This is a genomic window from Brevundimonas sp. AVps5 (assembly GCF_058681515.1).
This window is the reverse complement of record NZ_CM178740.1, coordinates 2,308,300-2,324,847: the sequence shown is the minus strand read 5'-3', so window position 1 is coordinate 2,324,847 and position 16,548 is coordinate 2,308,300. Positions and strand designations below refer to the sequence as shown.

Genomic DNA, 16,548 nt, shown 5'->3' with positions numbered 1-16,548 from the left:
ATAGGGAGAGGCGGGCGAAAAGGGGAGGGTGACGCCTCACGCCCGCCACGAGAGAATCCGTATACGGTGCGCCTATGAACGTGCGTTTCCCCATTCTCTACATCGCCGAGGCCGACGCGGAAGCCGCCGTCCTGTCCTCCGGCGCGCTCGCACATCTCGTCGACGCCGTGCCGCACGCCGACTTCACCATCGTCGGTTCGGCCGCCTCCGCCCCCCTGTTCGCCGACACACCGCGCCTGCGCCGCCTGATCGTGCTCGACAGGACCGGCCGCTGGGACTGGATCGCCTTGTGGAACCAGGTCCGGGCCACCCGCTGGGGCCTCGTCGTCGATATGCGGGGCACGAAATTCTCCGAACGCCTGCGTCGCCAGAGGCGCGCCGTGCGCGGTGCGGACCTGCCCGGCCTGCATGCCGTCGAACAGGCGGCTCGCGTCCTCCAGCTCGACGATGTCCCCGCACCCCGGCTGTTCTTCGGCGAAGAGACCCGGGCCGCCGCCGACGCCCTGATCGGTGCCGACACGGCCCCGCTGCTGGCGGTTGGTCCCGGCGCGGACTGGATCGGCAAGCGTTGGCCCGCCGAGCGGTTCGCCAAGCTGGCGGGCCCGCTACTGGCCGAAAGCGGGCCGCTCGCCGGCGGTCGCCTGATGATCGTGGGAGAGGAGGCCGATCGCGACGCCGCCCACACCATCCGCCTGGCCGTGCCTCGCAACCGCGTCATCGAACTCCAGGGCAGGCTGACCCGGCTCCAGACCGCAGCCGCCCTGTCGCGCGCCGCCCTCTACGTCGGCAACGACTCCCTCTGGACCCAGCTGGCGGTCGCGGCGGGGGTTCCCTCGGTCGGCGTCTTCGGCCCATCGGATGACAGTGTCGTCGGTCCGTGGCAGGGCGTGTCCATCCGTGGCGAGCGTTCGCTGGAGGAGTTCAGGGCCGTCGATCCGCGCCTGAACCAGGCCATCCACCACATGCTCGGCCTGCCCGCCGACCGGGTCCTGCGCGCCGCGCGTGGCCTGCTCGCGAAAAAAACTGCGGCTCCGGACCAGGCACCCGATTTTCCCGGGGTATGATACCGAACGCCTGTCGGCTTTGGACCAGGCTGCAGGTCTAGAGGATCGAGAAGCTGACGCCGCAGCCGCAGCTGGTCGCCGCGTTCGGGTTGCGGATCACGAACTGGGCGCCGGCCAGTTCATCGACCCAGGCGATCTCCGAGCCCTTCAGGAACGGCACGGAGATCGGGTCCACAAGGGCCGCCTGGCCGTCGGTCTCGATGCGCAGATCGTCCGCCTCGCCGGCCTCAACCAGGTCCATCCGGTACTGGAAGCCGGAACAGCCGCCGCCGTCGACCGCCACCCGCAGCAGCACAGGATGGCCTTCGGCCTCGGCCAGCCGGGCCAGCCGACGGGCCGCGCTCTCGGCCAGCACAATACCCTCGGGCGCGCGTCGGGCGATCTTGAGTTCCAGTGTCGGCGGTTGGATGGTGGTCATGCCTGCCTATATGAGGCTGGACAGGCCCGTTCGCAAAGGCTGACCGGGAGAACATTGCGCTTGAGCCAGACCGACGCCCGCGCCGCCTATGCCGAACTGGCCGCCAGCTCGCGCGGACGCCTGGTTCCAGAGGCGCCCAGTCGCACGCGCAACGCCTTCGCCCGCGACCGCGACCGGATCATCCACTCGACCGCCTTCCGCCGCCTGAAGGAGAAGACCCAGGTCTTCGTGGCCCACGAAGGCGATCACTACCGCACCCGCCTGACCCATTCGCTCGAGGTCAGCCAGATCGCCCGCTCCCTGGCCCATGCGCTGCGACTGGACGGCGAACTGGCCGAGACCGTCGCCCTGGCTCATGACCTGGGCCATCCGCCCTTCGGTCACGCCGGCGAGGACGAGCTGCAGGCCCGGATGGAGCCCTGGGGCGGTTTCGACCACAACGTCCAGACCTTCCGCGTGGTGACCCGGCTGGAGACCCGCTACCCGGCCTTCGACGGGCTGAACCTGAGCTGGGAGACCATCGAGGGGGTGGTCAAACATAACGGGCCGGTCACGCACAAGCTGGACGAACCGGCATGGAAGGCCATCGCCGACTTCGCGCCCGGTTGGGACCTGCGGCTGGACAGCTTCGCCTCGCTGGAGGCCCAGGCCGCCGCCATCGCCGACGATATCGCCTATAACAATCACGACGTGGACGACGGGGTGCAGGCCGGCCTTTTCACGCTGGCGGACCTCGCCGACGTGCCCCTGATCGGCCCGGTGCTGCACCAGACGCGGCGCGACTGGCCCGACCTGAACGAGCGGATGACCCGGCTGGAGGCCGTGCGTCGGATGATCGGCGCCATGGTCGATGACGTGCTGGCCGAAACCGGACGCCGCCTGGCCGACGACAACATCCGTTCCGTCGAGGATGTCCGCACCGCCCGCCGGACCCTGGTCCAATTCTCCGACCCGATGCTTGCGGAACTGGGCGTGCTGCGACGCTTCCTGTTCGAGCGGATGTATCGCCACTACCGCGTCAACCGCACCCGCAGCCAGGCGCGGCGTATTCTGGCCGACATGTTCCAGCTGTTCATGGCCGAGCCGGAGGTCATGCCGACCGAGTGGGGCGTCCTCGCCGCGACATCGGATCAACACAGGCGTGCCCGCGTCGTCTGCGACTACATGGCCGGGATGACCGACCGTTTTGCAATCGAGGAGCACAGGAAGCTGTTCAACCCAGACCTCGCCCGCGATCTGTGATTCGAAAGAAGCGTTTGAGGGGCTAGACTGTCAGGACGGGGCGTCGATTCGCTCAACCGTACCCGAGAAGGCGACGACCATGTCCTATGACGACGACAACCGCCCCCGCGACCGCGGCGCCTATACCCCGCCGACCGACGACGACCTGCCGTTCAATCGCGGCGGCTTCGACGCGCGGCGCGGCCCGCCTGCCAAGGCCCCGCCGGTGACCCTCATCGTCAGCGCCGGCGTCCTGCTGGTACTGATCATCGCCGTCGTCCTGTTCTACCGCTCGGGCCTGCGCTCTTCGACGGATGCGCCGCCCGCCGTCGGCACGCCGATCGCCCAGATCAAGGTCGAGGCGCCGGAGGATGCCCAGCCGGTTGATCCGGAAGCCGGCGTGGGCCTCTACGATCAGGCTGAAGACACGGCGACCGCCCCGGCCTTCACGCCTCCGCCCGAGACCCCGCTGCCCCGGCCCGCCCCGCGCCCCATCGAGGCCGCACCTTCGGTTCGTGCCGCCACGCCCGCGCCGACACGCCCGACAGCCCCGGCCGCCACGACGCCTGCCCCCGTAGCCAACGGTGCCGGCGGGGCCGCTGCGGTCCAGATCGGTGCCTTCTCATCGACGGCCGTCGCCGACCGGGAGTATGCCTCCGTCGCCGCCCGCTTCCCGCAGTTCGCCCGCAACGCCACCAAGCGAGTGCAGGAAGTGACGGCGTCGAACGGTTCCACCGTTTACCGCACCACCTTCACGGGCCTGAGCCGCGAGGACGCCCGCGCCTTCTGCTCCGCCATCGAAAGCGGCGGCGGCGACTGCCTGGTGCGATAGGGAGTTGAACAGCGCCGCCATCTACGGCTGCTCGGGGCCCGTCCTGACGGTGGAAGAGCGTGCCTTCTTCGCCGATGTGCGGCCGTGGGGGTTCATCCTGTTCCGCCGCAACGTGGAGAGCCCGGAACAGGTGCTCAAGCTGACCTCTGACCTGCGCGACAGCGTCGGCTGGGATGCGCCGGTGCTGGTCGATCAGGAGGGCGGGCGTGTCCAGCGTCTGGGTCCGCCCCACTGGTGCAGATACCCGCCCGGCGATGCCTATCTGAAGGCGACCAATGATCCGCTGACGGCGCGCGCCCTTGCGCGGCTCGGCGGTCGGCTGATGGCGCATGACCTCAAGGCCGTCGGCATCAATGTCGACTGCGCACCGGTGCTGGATGTGCCGACGCCGGGTGCCCACGACATCATCGGCGACCGCGCCTACGCCAGGGATCCGGCGACGGTGGCCCAGCTGGGCCGGGCGGTGGCGGAAGGTCTGCTGGCCGGAGGCGTCCTGCCTGTGATCAAGCACATGCCGGGCCACGGCCGCGCTTTTGCCGACAGCCACAAGGAGCTGCCGACGGTCCATGCGGACCTCGACGCCCTGGACAACTGGGACTTCGCGCCGTTCAAGGCGCTGTCCGACATGCCGATCGGGATGACGGCCCATATCGTCTTCACGGCCATCGACCGGAAGCGTCCCGCGACCCAGTCGAAGAAGGCGATCAGGGTGATCCGCGAGCATCTGGGATTCGGCGGCCTGCTGCTGTCCGACGACCTCTGCATGAACGCCCTGTCGGGGACGTTGACCGAGCGGGCGGAGACGTCGCTTAAGGCCGGGTGCGATCTGGTCATCCACTGGACCGGCGACATGGCCGGGATGCGTCAGGTGGCCGAGGGTGTTCACCGGCTGAAGGGCGGGGCGGCGAGGCGGGCGCAGGCGGCGCTCGACCGGATCGTCCACACGCCGGAGCCGCTGGACGTCCGCGAGGCGCGGGACCGATTCGACGCCCTCCTGGCCGGTCGGCTCGACGCGTCGAAGGGGCCGGACGTGGGCGAGGCTCAGGCCCCCGCCTCAAGTCGCGCGAACGCGCGGTAGGCACAGAGAATGTCGGACGCCTTCCAGCCCAATCTGGACTTCACGGCGGCGCAGGAGGTCGATGCGCGCGACGTGCTCGTGGTCGATCTGGACGGCTACGAAGGCCCGCTGCATGTGTTGCTGGCCCTGGCCCGGACCCAGAAGGTCGATCTGCTGAAGCTGTCGATCACCAGGCTGGCGGAACAGTATCTGGCCTTCGTGCACGAGGCGCGGCGCCGGAACTTCTCGCTGGCCGCCGACTATCTCGTGATGGCGTCGTGGCTGGCCTATCTGAAGTCGCGGCTTCTTCTGCCCCGGACCGAGAAGGGCAAGGGCGACGAACCGCCGGCGGAGGAGTTGGCCGCGGCCCTGGCCTTCCGGCTGCAGAAGCTGGAGGCGATGCGGAAGGCTTCGGAGGCCCTGCTGGCCCGGCCGCAGCTGAAGCGGGACGTGTTTACCCGGGGCGACCCTCAGGCGACGGTGATCGTGCCGTCCGACCGGATCGACGCCAGCCTCTACGAGCTGATGGCCGCCTATGTCGGCCAGCGGCGGCGGGAGCAGGCCCGGCACTACAATCCCGGCCAGAGGGTTGAGGCCTATGCGTTGGAAGCGGCGCGGGACTGGCTGCGCGAGATCCTGCCGCGCATGGCCGACTGGACGCCTCTGGAGGAGGTCGCGCCTCAACGGGACGGGGAGGGGCCGAGCCAGGCCAGCCTGACTGCCTCCACGCTCTCGGCCAGCCTCGAGCTGGTCAAGGAAGGGGCGATGGACGTGCGTCAGGAGAAGGCCTTTGACGCGCTGTGGCTGAAGCGGCGTGGGCAGGGCCAGCCGCTGGAGCTGACGCCATGAGCGGCGTCCAGTTCGCGCCCGACGAAGGCGAGATCGAACGGCGGGTCGAGGCCCTGCTGTTCGCGGCGGCGGGTCCGCTGTCGGCCGCCGATATAGCCCGGAGGCTACCGGAGGGTGCCGAGGTCGGGCCGGCCATCGCGGGCCTGCGGGCGCGCTATGAGGGGCGGGGGGTCGAGCTGGTCTGCGTGGCCGACCGCTGGAGCTTCCGGACGGCGGGCGACCTCGGCTTCCTGATGACCGAGGAGCGGGAGGAGCCGCGCCGGCTGTCGAAGGCGGCGCTGGAGACCCTGGCCATCATCGCCTACCACCAGCCCGTCACCCGGGCCGAGATCGAGAGCGTGCGGGGGGTTTCGATCTCCCGGGGCACCCTCGACCTGCTGCTGGAGATGGGGTTCGTGCGGCTGAGAGGCCGGCGGCGGACACCGGGGCGGCCGGTCACCTATGCGACGGCGGACCGGTTCCTGGAGCATTTCGGCCTGGCCAGCCTCTATGATCTGCCGGGCGCGGCGGAGATGAAGGCGGCGGGGCTGCTGGACCTGTCGCTGCCGGTCGGGTTCGAGGTTCCGGACCCGTCACGGTCCGGCCCGGAAGACGAAGACCCGATCGAGGAGGGCGAGACGCCCGAGTTCGCCCAGGACTTCGTGGGCGACTGATCCGGGACCGACCCGGGTTGACGTCCGGGGGGTGTCTGGCTATACGCACGCCTCCGCCGCCGGGCTTCCGCGCGGCTTTTCTATTTCTATTTGCCCCTAGCCTGCGCTGAGCAGCGAGCCGCCGAGCGGCAAGCGTCAGCGCCACCAAGGATTTCTGACCATGAAGGTCCGCAGCTCGCTCAAGTCGCTCAAGACCCGCCACCGCGACTGCAAGGTCGTGCGCCGCAAGGGCGTCGTCTTCGTGATCAACAAGACGGACCCGCGCTTCAAGGCGAAGCAGGGCTAAGGCTCTTTCTGGTGCGCTAACGCGCGCGACGCGGTCGCGTGCTGCCTGAGCGCCGAAAGAACTACCCACAGGTCGCGGACTTTAGTCCGCGACCTTTTTCGTGCCTGCGGTTGAGCGTTCCGCCCCCGCATGGTTAGCGTCCCGCTCTTGTTTGTTGCCCTGCCGCCCCTTGGGCTGGTTGAGGGCGGCCAGTCTGATTCACGGAGACTTCCCATGGCCGACGACGCCACTTTCGACGCCTCGCCGGACGTCCTGAACGCCACGGCCCAGGGCCGTTTGCGGACCATCATCGAGCGGATCGAGCGGCTGGAAGAAGACAAGGCCGCGATCATGGCGGACATGAAAGAGGTCTTCCTCGAAGCCAAGGGCGAGGGCTACGACGTCAAGATCCTGCGCAAGGTCATCCGCATCCGGAAGCAGGACAAGGCCAAGCGCCAGGAAGAGGACGCGATCCTGGACCTGTATCTGTCGGCGCTCGGCGAGATCTGATCCTGAAGCGGACGCCCATCGCGGGCGGTCCGAAGAGCCCACCCCGGAACAAGGGGGCCGGCTCACTCAAGCGCTCGACCGGGCTCAAGCCCGGGGCGGGCTTCAAGACCAAAGACAAGCCCGCGTCCGGCCCGTTCGAGGCCGAGCGGGAGGCTGCGCGTCGCAAGGCGCTGAACGCCCTCAAACGCGCGAAGCGGGCCGCCGACAAGGCGGGGATCGCCCTGTCCGACTGGGAGGGGGAGTTCATCGACGGCGTCTCGGACCGCATCAAGACCTATGGCCGCGCCTTCGGCGACCCCGAGAAGGGCGCGCCCGGTCAGGCCCTGTCGTCGATGCAGGGTCGCAAGCTGAAGGAGATCACCGCCAAGGCGAACGGCGAGGCGCCGAAGCGGCGGTGGGGTCGCAAGGGGCCGTCGGCCGACGAATCCTGATCCCCGACGTCCGGCTCGTCCGGACGAAAAACAGGGTGACGAAACGGACGAAAAGGACGAAACGCGAAAAAGACGTTTCGATTCAATTCTCTGGCGCGACCCCTGTTTGTCCGTTCGACAGGGGGCCGGGCGTCTCGCCCGCGTGAGGCGTGCTGATTGTGAAAGACCCGGCGAACAGGTGGGGACGCGAGCAACGGGCTGCAAGGGGAAGATAAGAATAAATTCTATGTTGCGGAGCCCGACCCGCCGTCAGGCGGTGACTGCTTTGGACCCGTCACGGACCTTCAGACGACCATGCGGTCGATCAGGGGGCGGGCCTTGAGGGAGGTAATCGCGCGACTAATTCCGTCGAACACGGGACCGGTCTGCTCTTCCATTTCGGCGTAGGCGCGCTCGAACTCCCCATCCAGACGATCGAGCAACGCCAGTTGTTCGCGTCCCCCGTCCGTAAGCTCGATCAGGATGACGCGCTGATCGTCGGGATCGGGCCGACGACTGACCAGGCCCAGCGCCAGCAGCTTCGGCATCTTCTGTTGAATGAGCTGGTGCGACCGGTCCAACGCCCGCACCAGACCGGCGACGGAGACTGGACCAAGCGTCGCGATGGCCACCAGCAAGGACGAGGACTTGACCGGAATGACGATGCCGGCGCGTTCGAACACCTCCGTTGACTGTTGCTCGATCAGTTCGCTCAGCTGCTCGCTGAGGCGACCCAGGAAGGTGCGGTTCAACTCGATCATTCGCCTTAAAACTCCTCAATCCAGGCGGCGATAGGTGGCTGTCTCGCCAGACTTCCACACGCGCTCCAAGCCGGTCACATGACCATTTTCCCGCACCAGACGGAACCGGTAGTCATCCGTACCCTGGACCGCAAACAGATCCTTGCCGATCGGATCGAGAGCGAGGACGAACCGATCGCGCCAATGGTAGGCCAGACCGGTCGGAGTCCGAACGAGGGTTCGACCTTCGTAAGCCCCAACCGCGTCATCCATATCCGTGGCTGTCGTGGTCTGATCCGGGATCGCGAATTCAACAGGAACCAGGGCCCACTTCGCGTCCGTGTCGCCCGCGTCCGCCCGGCTCTGCAGCAGGAACTGTTGCGCCGCCAACAAGGCGTCCGAGGCCGGGACGACGAGATCGGGGGTCACGCCGACGCCCTCGAAATCCTGGCCGTCGACCGGATCCCGGATCTGACCGAACGGCACCTGCAGCATGAACCGGTCGTCGATCGGGACGCGGGTCACCGGATGCGCACCCCCGGAGGTCTGCTCTCCGATCACGGTCGCACGGCCGAGCTTCTGCAGGGAAAACGCCATCCATTCGGCGGCGGAGAAGGAGGTCGATCCGGTCAGCACCACCACCGGGATATCCGCCGACCGTTGCCCGGGCACGGCGGGCAGGTTCCACTGGCTCCGCTCGACGCGGACTCCATTCTCGCCGTAGAAATAGTCGAAGAATTTCTGCTCCTTGCTCGCCGGATAGAGGTAGCTCATCAGGAACTGCGCCAGTTCGAGGACGCCGCCGTTGTTGTAGCGGAGGTCGATAATCAACCCCTTGGCACCTTCGGCGAACCGCATGGCCCCTGCCGCTGTCTCCTGGGCGTATTGCGGGTCGGCGAAGAAGTCGAAGCGGATGTAGGCCAGGCCCCCGTCGAGCCGTCGAGCGTCGCGAAAGCCGAAACTGGCGGCCCGCTCGCTGTCGCGCTGCGCCTGGGTGGCTTCTTCCCCGTCAGCCCTCGCCTGGCGATCGGCGACGACCTCGGCCGGATCGAACGCCACCGAGAAATGCAGATCGTTGCTCGCCCTGACCAGGCCCTGGGCGAGACTGGTCGCGAACTCTTCGCCTTCGATCGGCTCGGATTGAACCCGCCGGTCCAGCTCGGCGGCAATCGCGGGGATCCGGTCGGGGAAGACATAGTTCTCCCGCAGCGCCGTCTCGAGGTGGGTGACGACTTCCCGCTGCGCCTCCTGATCGAGGGTCTGCGCGGCGACCGATGCGGGGGCGAGGACAGCGGCCGCCAACAGCGAGAGGAAAACGCGGAGTGTCATCTTCGATCCTGATTATTACAATGTATTGCGCAATATATTGCAATAATACCTCGCGTCAATCTCCCGGCCCGGCATGCGAGCATTGTGCTGGAACGAAGGTCGACGTTCCCCGGGGCAAACTGGATCCGGGGCGGCACCGGCCGGAATCGCCACGCGCGACCGAGCCCGCGAGATCGTGCACCCCGGCCTGTGCCGGAGTGCACGGTGGTCTTGGCTTCTAGAACAGGATCTTGCGCAGGCTGATGCGGAAGACCCGGCCCTGGGGGTCGAGGAAGTCCGGCTGGTAGTTCAGCGGCACCGTGCCGGTCGACGAGGTCACTTCGGTCCGGGTGTCGAACAGGTTCTCCACCCCGAAGGTGACGCGGGTGCCCTTCAGGATCGGGAATTTCTCGACCCAGCTGGTCTGCTGGGTCAGGTCGGCGAAGACGGTCAGGTTGACCGTGGTCTGGTCGCTGAAGGCCAGGTCCGAACCGCCCGTGCCGCCGTCGACGCGGGTCGACTGACGCCAGTTGGCGTTCAGGAAGGAGCCGAAGCCGTTGCGGAAGACACCGCCCTGGACCTGGATCTCGTTGCGGGGCGTGCCGCCGCGAGCGCCGGTAGCGTCGCCGTCCAGAAGGTCCAGCTCGGGCAGGCTGTCACGGATGCTCACCGTGTCGGTGAACCGGACCGTATGATAGATCGACAGGCTGAACCGGCCCTGGCCGGGCTGCATGCCGCCGCCCCGGCCGCCGCCGCCGCCGGGACGGCCGCCGCCCATCATCATCATCATGCCGCCGCCCGCCATGCCGCCCCGTGCGCCGCCCATGGCCGCTGCGGGGGTGGGCGTGCCGAAGGCGCGCGAGAAGTTGAACCCGGAGCGCAGCTCCGACCGCTCGGTGCGGGCGAAATTCAGCGGCCGGGCGTCCAGGGCCAGCAGGTTGCCGGTCGCATCGCGCGTGAACCGTTCCGGCAGGGCCGCCTCAAGGTCGGCGGTGATGGTCGGGAAGGCGATGATCGCGTCGTTGACGATGGTGCGGGTGTAGTTGGAGCTGACGGAGAAGTCCCGTTCCGACCACGGCCGAAGGTTCACGCCCAGGGCCAGGACCTGGCGGTCCTCGGGGTTGAGGTTGGCATTGCCGCCGCTGACGCGGGTGATCTGGACCGTCTGTCCGGTGCGGAAGTCGAACACCGAGGCGTTGGGCGTCGAGATGGTCGGATCGTTCAGCTGCTGGATCGTCGGCGCGGCCTCCTCGTCCTTGTAGCTGAAGCTCAGGGACAGGGGGGTGATCGGGGTCCAGTTCATGCTGGTGCCCAGGGTGACGAGGCCGCCGATGTCGGACGCCTCGTCATAGCCGGCGTTGGCGGTGACCGAGAGGTCGCCGAGACCGGCGAGCACGTCATTGCTGCGGCTGGCGATCGGCAGGGAGAAATTGACCGTTCCATAGACGCGGTCGCGACCGATGGCGCGCTCCGAGAAGGCGCCGCCCCGGGTGGTTTGCGAGTTCAGGTCGCGGGTGTCGAAGCCGACCTTCCAGGTCGAATAGAGACCGCCGGCGGGGGCCTGGAGCAGATTGCCCATGAAGACGCCTTCCAGCAGACCGCCGCTGGCGACGGAGTTGGCCGTGTCGGTCAGGCGGGTGAAGCTGGAGGACGAGAGGGCACCGAAGGGGTTCAGGGTCCCGGCGGTGACGGCGGTTTGCGCCGCCACGGCGCTGAGGCCGCGACCGGTCGTGGTGTCCGTCTCGACCCGGTCGTAGGTGCCCTGCAGGGTCCAGCGCCAGTTGTCGCCGATGAAGCCGTCGAGCAGGAGGCCGAGGTTGGCGGTCGAGGTGTCGGTATCGCGGGTCAGGGCGCCGACATCGTCGAGGTAGCGATAGACGGCGACGTCGCGGCTGAAGGGCGAACCGTTGCGGCCGGCCGGGGCCGTCAGCATCACGCCCGGCAGACCGCCGTAGGCGAAGCTCGAGCCCTCGACGAGGTTCAGGCTGACCGTGCCCTTGGTCGTCGAGTTCAGGTCACGGGCGATGGAAGCGTTCAGCGTCGTCGTGTCGCCGCGCGGCAGCAGGGTACGGTAGTCGCTGAGGTTTCCAATGCGCGGCGTGTTGGCCCCGGCAGCGAACTGGGCGAGCGTCGGATTGGCGACGCCGGGGTTGGCCGCGACCACAGCCGCCAGGGCCGGGTCGATCCGCATCCCGTAGGGGATGCCGGCGACGTTGCCGATCAGGTCGAAGGGCTGGGAACCCGGATCGCGGGTGATGTCGCGTTCGCTCTCGAACAGGGCAGTGTCATGCAGCCGCTCCAGGCTGACGTTCATGCGGGTGCCGTCGACGATGCTGAAATAGCCGGTCTCGACCTCGGTCGAGTTGCGGCCGCCCTGGGTCGGAGCGCGGTTGGAGACCTCGGCCGTCGCCTGGCGGAACAGGGCCTTCAGGACGATGTTCACGACCCGCTGGTCGGCGGTGTAACCGTAGGTCAGGGCGACCTGTTCCGGCAGGATGTCGGTGCGCTCGATGGATTCGAACGGGATGTTACGGATTTCCTGGAAGCCTGAGGTGCGACGGCCGTTCAGAAGGATGACGGGGCCGCTGGAGCTGCGCGAACTGCGGGTCAGGGGCTCCAGCGCCGTCAGCAGTTCGGCGATGTTGGAGGCTCCGTAGGTGCGGAGCTGATCGGCGTCGAGGCTCAGGTCGGGCGGGATGTCGCCCTGGACGGCGCCGCGCAGACGGGCTCCATCGACCAGGACGTCGTCGACGACGTCTGCGTCTCCGGCGGGGGCGCCCGTCTGAAGCGCCTGATCGTCATCCTCCGTCGGCCGTGGCGCTGCCTCGGCGGCGGGGACCGTCGTCTGGGCTACTGGTGCCGTCTGGAGGGTGCCCGAGGCGAGGGCGAAGAGCAGAGCGGCGGCGATGGTCATACAATAATCCGAACGAGGCGTGGGGAGACGAGCGTCGGCACCCGAACACGCAATGATGCGCTCGATCCGACGGCGTAGTTATACGGCACTCTCTTCACGATCCGTCGCGGCGCCAATGTGGCGCTTTGCTGCAACCATACATCGACAAGAAGGCTGTGGTTTTTCGGCCGCAAGGTCCGGCCCCCTCCCGTCATTCCGGACGAAGAGGCGAAGCCTCGCAGACCCGGAACCGGGCGGCGCCGAAGCGCAGCGAAGACGAGAGTTCAGCGAACGCCTGTGTATCGGTTTCGCGCTCTGGCGCGCCGCCTTGTTCCCGGTCTCCGCGGAATGGCGAACTGGAGGAAAGGCCTACCCCGTCTCCTTCAGCGCGCCCTCCAGACCCTGTTCGCGGACCTTGCGGTACAGGGTCGAGCGACCGATGCCGAGGCGGCGCGCGATCTCCGACATGTGGCCGGCATAGACCTCGATCGCGTGCTGGATCAGGTCGCGCTCGATGTCCTCGAGCGTCCGCAGATGGCCGCGCTCGTCGAGGATCCTGATCGGCTGGTCCGGCAGGGGCGGTAGGTCGGCGTAGTTCATGACCGCGGCTGACGGCCGGGTCGATTCGGCGTCCAGCGGCATGGCGACGCCCGAAATGGCCGGGAAGTCGTGCGGCTGGAGGAAGGGCGCGTCGGCCAGGACAATGGCGCGATAGATGGTATTCTCCAGCTGGCGCACGTTTCCGGGCCAGTCGAAGGCGGTCAGCAGGGCCAGGGTTTCGGGCGAGGCACCGGCGATCCGCTTGCCCTCCTCGACATTGAAGCGGCCGATGAAGTGGTCGATCAGGGCCGGGACGTCCTCGCGGCGTTCGCGCAGGGACGGGGCCTCGATCGGGAAGACGTTCAGGCGGTAGAACAGGTCCTCTCGGAACGTCCCTTGCGCTGCCGCCTGTGTCAGGTCGCGATTGGTGGCCGAGACGATGCGGACGTCGACCTTGACCGACCGCTTTGAGCCCACCGGGTCGATCTCGCCCTCCTGCAGGGCCCGGAGCAGCTTGACCTGCATGTCGAGCGGCAGTTCGCCGATCTCGTCGAGGAACAGGGTGCCGCCGTTGGCCTCCATGAACTTGCCGAGGTGTTTGTCGGAGGCGCCGGTGAAGGAGCCCTTCTCGTGGCCGAACAGAATGGACTCGACCAGGTTGGCGGGCAGGGCACCGCAGTTCACGGCCACGAACGGCTTGCCGGCGCGGTCCGAGGCACCGTGCAGGGCGCGGGCGATGACCTCCTTGCCCACGCCGCTCTCGCCGGTGATCAGGACGGGGATCGAGGATCTGGCCGCGCGGGCGCCGAGCTGTTTGACCATCTGCATCGGGCGGCTGTCGCCGACCAGATCGGCGAAGGTGACGCGGCCGGCGACGTGTTTCTTGAGCCGTCCGACCTCGGCGGTCAGCTGGGTCAGCTGCAGGGCGTTGCGGATGCCGACGAGGATGCGTTCCGGGCTGGCGGGCTTGATGAAGAAGTCCTGGGCCCCGGCCTGCATGGCCTTGACCACGGTCTCGATGCCGCCGTTGGCGGTCAGGACGATGACGGGGGTGGTGACGCCGGCGGTGCGGATCTCGGCCAGGGCCTCCATGCCGCTCATGCCTGGCATGACGAGGTCGAGCAGGACCACGTCGGCACCGCCGCCCTTGGTCAGGCGGTCGATGGCCTCGCCGCCGGACCCGGCGTGGGCGACGATATAGCCCTCACGATCCAGAACCGCCTGGACGAGGCGGCGCTGGGTCGGATCGTCATCGACCACGAGAACGGTCTTGGCCATTTGAGGGTGCCCTTTGTCATCACCGAGGGGTGTCGCGTTCGAGGCGCGCGACTGACCCGTTTCGGGACGGTTTTAGGCCCGATGCGGTGAAGATCGGGTGAGAGGGCGTGGTGTGCGGTGGGTTAACCGCCGAACCAGCCGTCCTGGCCGGGATGGCGGACGCAGGCGTCGTCGCTGGGCTGGAACCGCCCGGCCGCGCGACTTCCGGCCATCAGGTCCGGCCACGGCGAGGGGCTGGGGCGGACCAGGCCCTTGCGGATGGCGTCGCGTGGATCGACGGCGTCCTCGCCTTCGCATTGGCTGGTGCGCCAGGCCCCCTGGTTGACCCAGCCGTCCGGTGTGCGGGCGAACAGGGTGATATCCCACGGACGGGCCAGCAGCACCTCCGATGCGCCGTCTCCGTTCAGGTCCATCGCCGTGGCCAGGCAGTCGTCGCTCGCCTTGCAGCTCTCGCGCGGATCTCCCTCGGGCACGGGGACAACAAATCCCTGCGGCAGGGTCGCGTCCCGGGGCCAGACGGCGATGACCGGCGTCGTCGTCGGGGCGGGGGCGTCCTCGGTCAGTTCGGTACGGTCGGTCGAGGTCTGGGCCTCGGTCGCGCGACGGACGATCTCGGGATCGGTCGAGACGGCCAGGGTTGCGAGCGCCGCGCGACCGGTCTTGCCGCTTTCGAAGGCGAGGAAGGCGTAGTCGAATTTGTCCGGCGCGACCTTGCCGCTGTTCAGGCGCGCGACCTGATCGGCGACCGACAGGCGGGCCGGGTCCGCCAGCGGGGTGAACAGGGCCAGGATGACGGCGACCACGAGGACGGCGGTGACGATATTGGTCATCTCCAGCGCCTTCATCCACGGCGAGCCCTTGCGGATGAGGGGAATGATCGCGCCCAGACCATAGCCTACGGCGTAGGCCGCGCCGACGAGGGCGCAGGCGACGGCGATGATCCGGTCGGGCGTCAGGCCGTGCTGGCCGATGCGCAGGCTCAGGCCCCAGAAGGCGATCAGGACCAGGGGCGTCAGCAGGACCGAGGCGACGCGGACGGCGATCCTGAGCACGGCGGGCGGCAGATTGTCGGCGCGGCCGTCCTGATAGGCGGCGTTGATGAGGATGATCAGGCCGCCGGCCGCCGACAGGACAAGGGCGGTGGCGCTGCCGGTCTCCCACAGGCCGTCGAGACCGGTGAAGGGCAGGGCGGCGAGGAAGCCTCCGACCAGGACCGTCAGGACCAGCAGCAGCCAGGACAGCAGCATCAGGGCGACGGTCCGCACGCCCCGGATCAGGCCGTCACGCACGTCGGTCAGATGGACGGCGGTGGCGAAGGCGAGGCCGGTCAGGGGCAGGGAGAACCAGCCTTCCTCGATCAGGTCGCCGAGGAAGCTGAGGCCGATGATGTTGAACAGGGCGGCGCCGAGGAACAGCAGCAGCCAGAAGGCACCGGCGAAGGCGATCGACAGGACCAGCTGCACCCCCGCCATCCAGGCGGCGTCGAAATAGCCGGGGAAGGAGGCGATCGGCTTCCGCTCGCGATCGGCCGGGAGGATCAGATGGTGGGCGATGAACAGGGCCGCCGCCGAGAAGGCGAACAGGGGGAAGGTCATTTGACGACCGACGTCGCCCGCCTGACGCGCCACGTCATGCCAGGCGAGGAGGGCCAGGGCCGCCGCCGCGACGGCGCCCCAGATCGCCAGGGTCGGCCAGCGCAACCGCCCGACGCCGGCCAGCAGGGGCGGCGGCAGGAAGAGGGCGACCAGGACGAGGGGGCCGAAGGTCTCGGGGAAGCGCGAGGACCAGGTCGCGCCCTCGCCCTCCGTGGTGCGGACCAGCAGATAGAGGGCGATCCCCTGCGCCAGACCGATGGCCAGCCGGACCAGGCCGACGAGGCGGTCGTTCTGGCCCAGGTCGCTGCGGCCGGCGGTGTCGGTGGTCTCGGTCATGGCGCGTCTCTCACGAAGCGTGACCATGAACCGGGGCGCGGCGTCGGGAAAGCTATGTTTCCTGACGAACGGCACGGGCGAGGTAGCAGCCGCGCGGGGCGAAATGGATGTGGGCCTGTTCGACGGCCGGGTTCTCGAACCACTCAGCCAGCCGGTCGTCGAGCTCGGCACCGTCGATGACCTGTCCCTCGATCATCATGTTGCGCCGGTCATAGACGCGCAGCGACAGGGGGCGTTTGCGCAGCATCTCGGGTGCCTCTGCCGCCGGTTCGGCCCTGACGGCGGCCTCGCGCACGAAGATCGGACCCGAGGCGCGATAGGGCGAGGTTTCGTCGGTCAGGTGGGCGTGGTTGACGAGGACCAGTGCCTCGCCCGCATCGGCGTCCTGCAGGCTGACGCGGCAGGGGGCGCGACCCGGCGCGTCAGCGACCCAGCGGCGGGCGCCGACCGCGGCCAGCTCGGCGTCGGTCATGGTGAAATAGGCGGTGAAGGGGGCCAGCGGCAGGGCTTCGATGCGGTAGGTCATTGGTGGGTCTCTCCGTGTTCGCAGGGAGAGATGCGACGAACCGCGCGGCGCGT

Annotated in this window: 16 protein-coding genes; 9 read left to right on the top strand and 7 right to left on the bottom strand. The window is 68.4% G+C overall.

What is annotated here, in order from left to right:
* Positions 1-74 precede the first annotated feature (74 nt).
* A complete protein-coding gene (locus tag ACW18A_RS11795; protein WP_492021905.1) occupies positions 75-1,064 on the top strand; it encodes a glycosyltransferase family 9 protein in 990 nt (329 codons plus the stop codon).
* 37 nt (positions 1,065-1,101) lie between these two features.
* Here ACW18A_RS11795 and erpA read toward each other — a convergent pair whose 3' ends face one another.
* Complete coding sequence (gene erpA, locus ACW18A_RS11790; RefSeq protein WP_492021904.1) at positions 1,102-1,482, bottom strand: iron-sulfur cluster insertion protein ErpA; 381 nt, start codon at positions 1,480-1,482, stop codon at positions 1,102-1,104.
* Positions 1,483-1,542: 60 nt separating this feature from the next.
* On the opposite strand from erpA, the gene ACW18A_RS11785 reads away from it, so the two are divergent.
* The 8 genes from ACW18A_RS11785 to ACW18A_RS11750 all read left to right on the top strand — a co-directional run bounded on the left by ACW18A_RS11785 (position 1,543) and on the right by ACW18A_RS11750 (position 7,300).
* Positions 1,543-2,724, top strand: a complete 1,182-nt coding sequence (locus tag ACW18A_RS11785; protein WP_492021903.1) for a deoxyguanosinetriphosphate triphosphohydrolase — start codon at positions 1,543-1,545, stop codon at positions 2,722-2,724.
* A 79-nt stretch (positions 2,725-2,803) separates the two neighbouring features.
* Positions 2,804-3,535 carry an SPOR domain-containing protein gene (locus ACW18A_RS11780; RefSeq protein WP_492021902.1) on the top strand — a complete coding sequence of 244 codons (732 nt, stop codon included), beginning with the start codon at positions 2,804-2,806 and terminating at the stop codon, positions 3,533-3,535.
* A gap of 4 nt (positions 3,536-3,539) precedes the next feature.
* Entirely contained in the window at positions 3,540-4,613 is a 1,074-nt protein-coding gene (gene nagZ, locus ACW18A_RS11775) for a beta-N-acetylhexosaminidase (protein ID WP_492021901.1), read from the top strand.
* A 9-nt stretch (positions 4,614-4,622) separates the two neighbouring features.
* Entirely contained in the window at positions 4,623-5,441 is an 819-nt protein-coding gene (locus ACW18A_RS11770; protein ID WP_492021900.1) for a segregation and condensation protein A, read from the top strand.
* The gene (gene scpB, locus ACW18A_RS11765) at positions 5,438-6,094 is read left to right on the top strand and encodes an SMC-Scp complex subunit ScpB (RefSeq protein WP_492021899.1); all 657 of its coding nucleotides are present in this window, start codon (positions 5,438-5,440) and stop codon (positions 6,092-6,094) included. Before ACW18A_RS11770 ends, scpB begins: the two co-directional genes overlap by 4 nt.
* A 160-nt stretch (positions 6,095-6,254) precedes the next feature.
* A complete protein-coding gene (ykgO, locus tag ACW18A_RS11760; protein ID WP_008263184.1) occupies positions 6,255-6,380 on the top strand; it encodes a type B 50S ribosomal protein L36 in 126 nt (41 codons plus the stop codon).
* Positions 6,381-6,593: 213 nt separating this feature from the next.
* The gene (gene gapR, locus ACW18A_RS11755; protein WP_309628268.1) at positions 6,594-6,869 is read left to right on the top strand and encodes a nucleoid-associated protein GapR; all 276 of its coding nucleotides are present in this window, start codon (positions 6,594-6,596) and stop codon (positions 6,867-6,869) included.
* Positions 6,870-7,039: 170 nt separating this feature from the next.
* Positions 7,040-7,300: a hypothetical protein gene (locus ACW18A_RS11750; RefSeq protein ID WP_492024388.1), complete on the top strand. Its 261-nt coding sequence runs from the start codon at positions 7,040-7,042 to the stop codon at positions 7,298-7,300.
* A gap of 284 nt (positions 7,301-7,584) precedes the next feature.
* On the opposite strand, the gene ACW18A_RS11745 is transcribed toward ACW18A_RS11750, so the two are convergent.
* From ACW18A_RS11745 to ACW18A_RS11720, 6 genes are all read right to left on the bottom strand, one after another.
* Positions 7,585-8,040 carry a MarR family transcriptional regulator gene (locus tag ACW18A_RS11745; RefSeq protein ID WP_492021898.1) on the bottom strand — a complete coding sequence of 152 codons (456 nt, stop codon included), beginning with the start codon at positions 8,038-8,040 and terminating at the stop codon, positions 7,585-7,587.
* 15 nt (positions 8,041-8,055) lie between these two features.
* Complete coding sequence (locus ACW18A_RS11740; RefSeq protein ID WP_492021897.1) at positions 8,056-9,348, bottom strand: S41 family peptidase; 1,293 nt, start codon at positions 9,346-9,348, stop codon at positions 8,056-8,058.
* A gap of 217 nt (positions 9,349-9,565) precedes the next feature.
* Positions 9,566-12,241: a TonB-dependent receptor gene (locus ACW18A_RS11735; protein ID WP_492021896.1), complete on the bottom strand. Its 2,676-nt coding sequence runs from the start codon at positions 12,239-12,241 to the stop codon at positions 9,566-9,568.
* Between the two features lie 348 nt (positions 12,242-12,589).
* A complete protein-coding gene (locus tag ACW18A_RS11730; RefSeq protein ID WP_492021895.1) occupies positions 12,590-14,038 on the bottom strand; it encodes a sigma-54-dependent transcriptional regulator in 1,449 nt (482 codons plus the stop codon).
* Positions 14,039-14,160: 122 nt separating this feature from the next.
* Positions 14,161-15,969, bottom strand: a complete 1,809-nt coding sequence (locus tag ACW18A_RS11725) for a DUF4153 domain-containing protein (RefSeq protein WP_492021894.1) — start codon at positions 15,967-15,969, stop codon at positions 14,161-14,163.
* 52 nt (positions 15,970-16,021) lie between these two features.
* Positions 16,022-16,495: a DUF1203 domain-containing protein gene (locus ACW18A_RS11720; protein WP_492021893.1), complete on the bottom strand. Its 474-nt coding sequence runs from the start codon at positions 16,493-16,495 to the stop codon at positions 16,022-16,024.
* Positions 16,496-16,548: the final 53 nt, after the last annotated feature.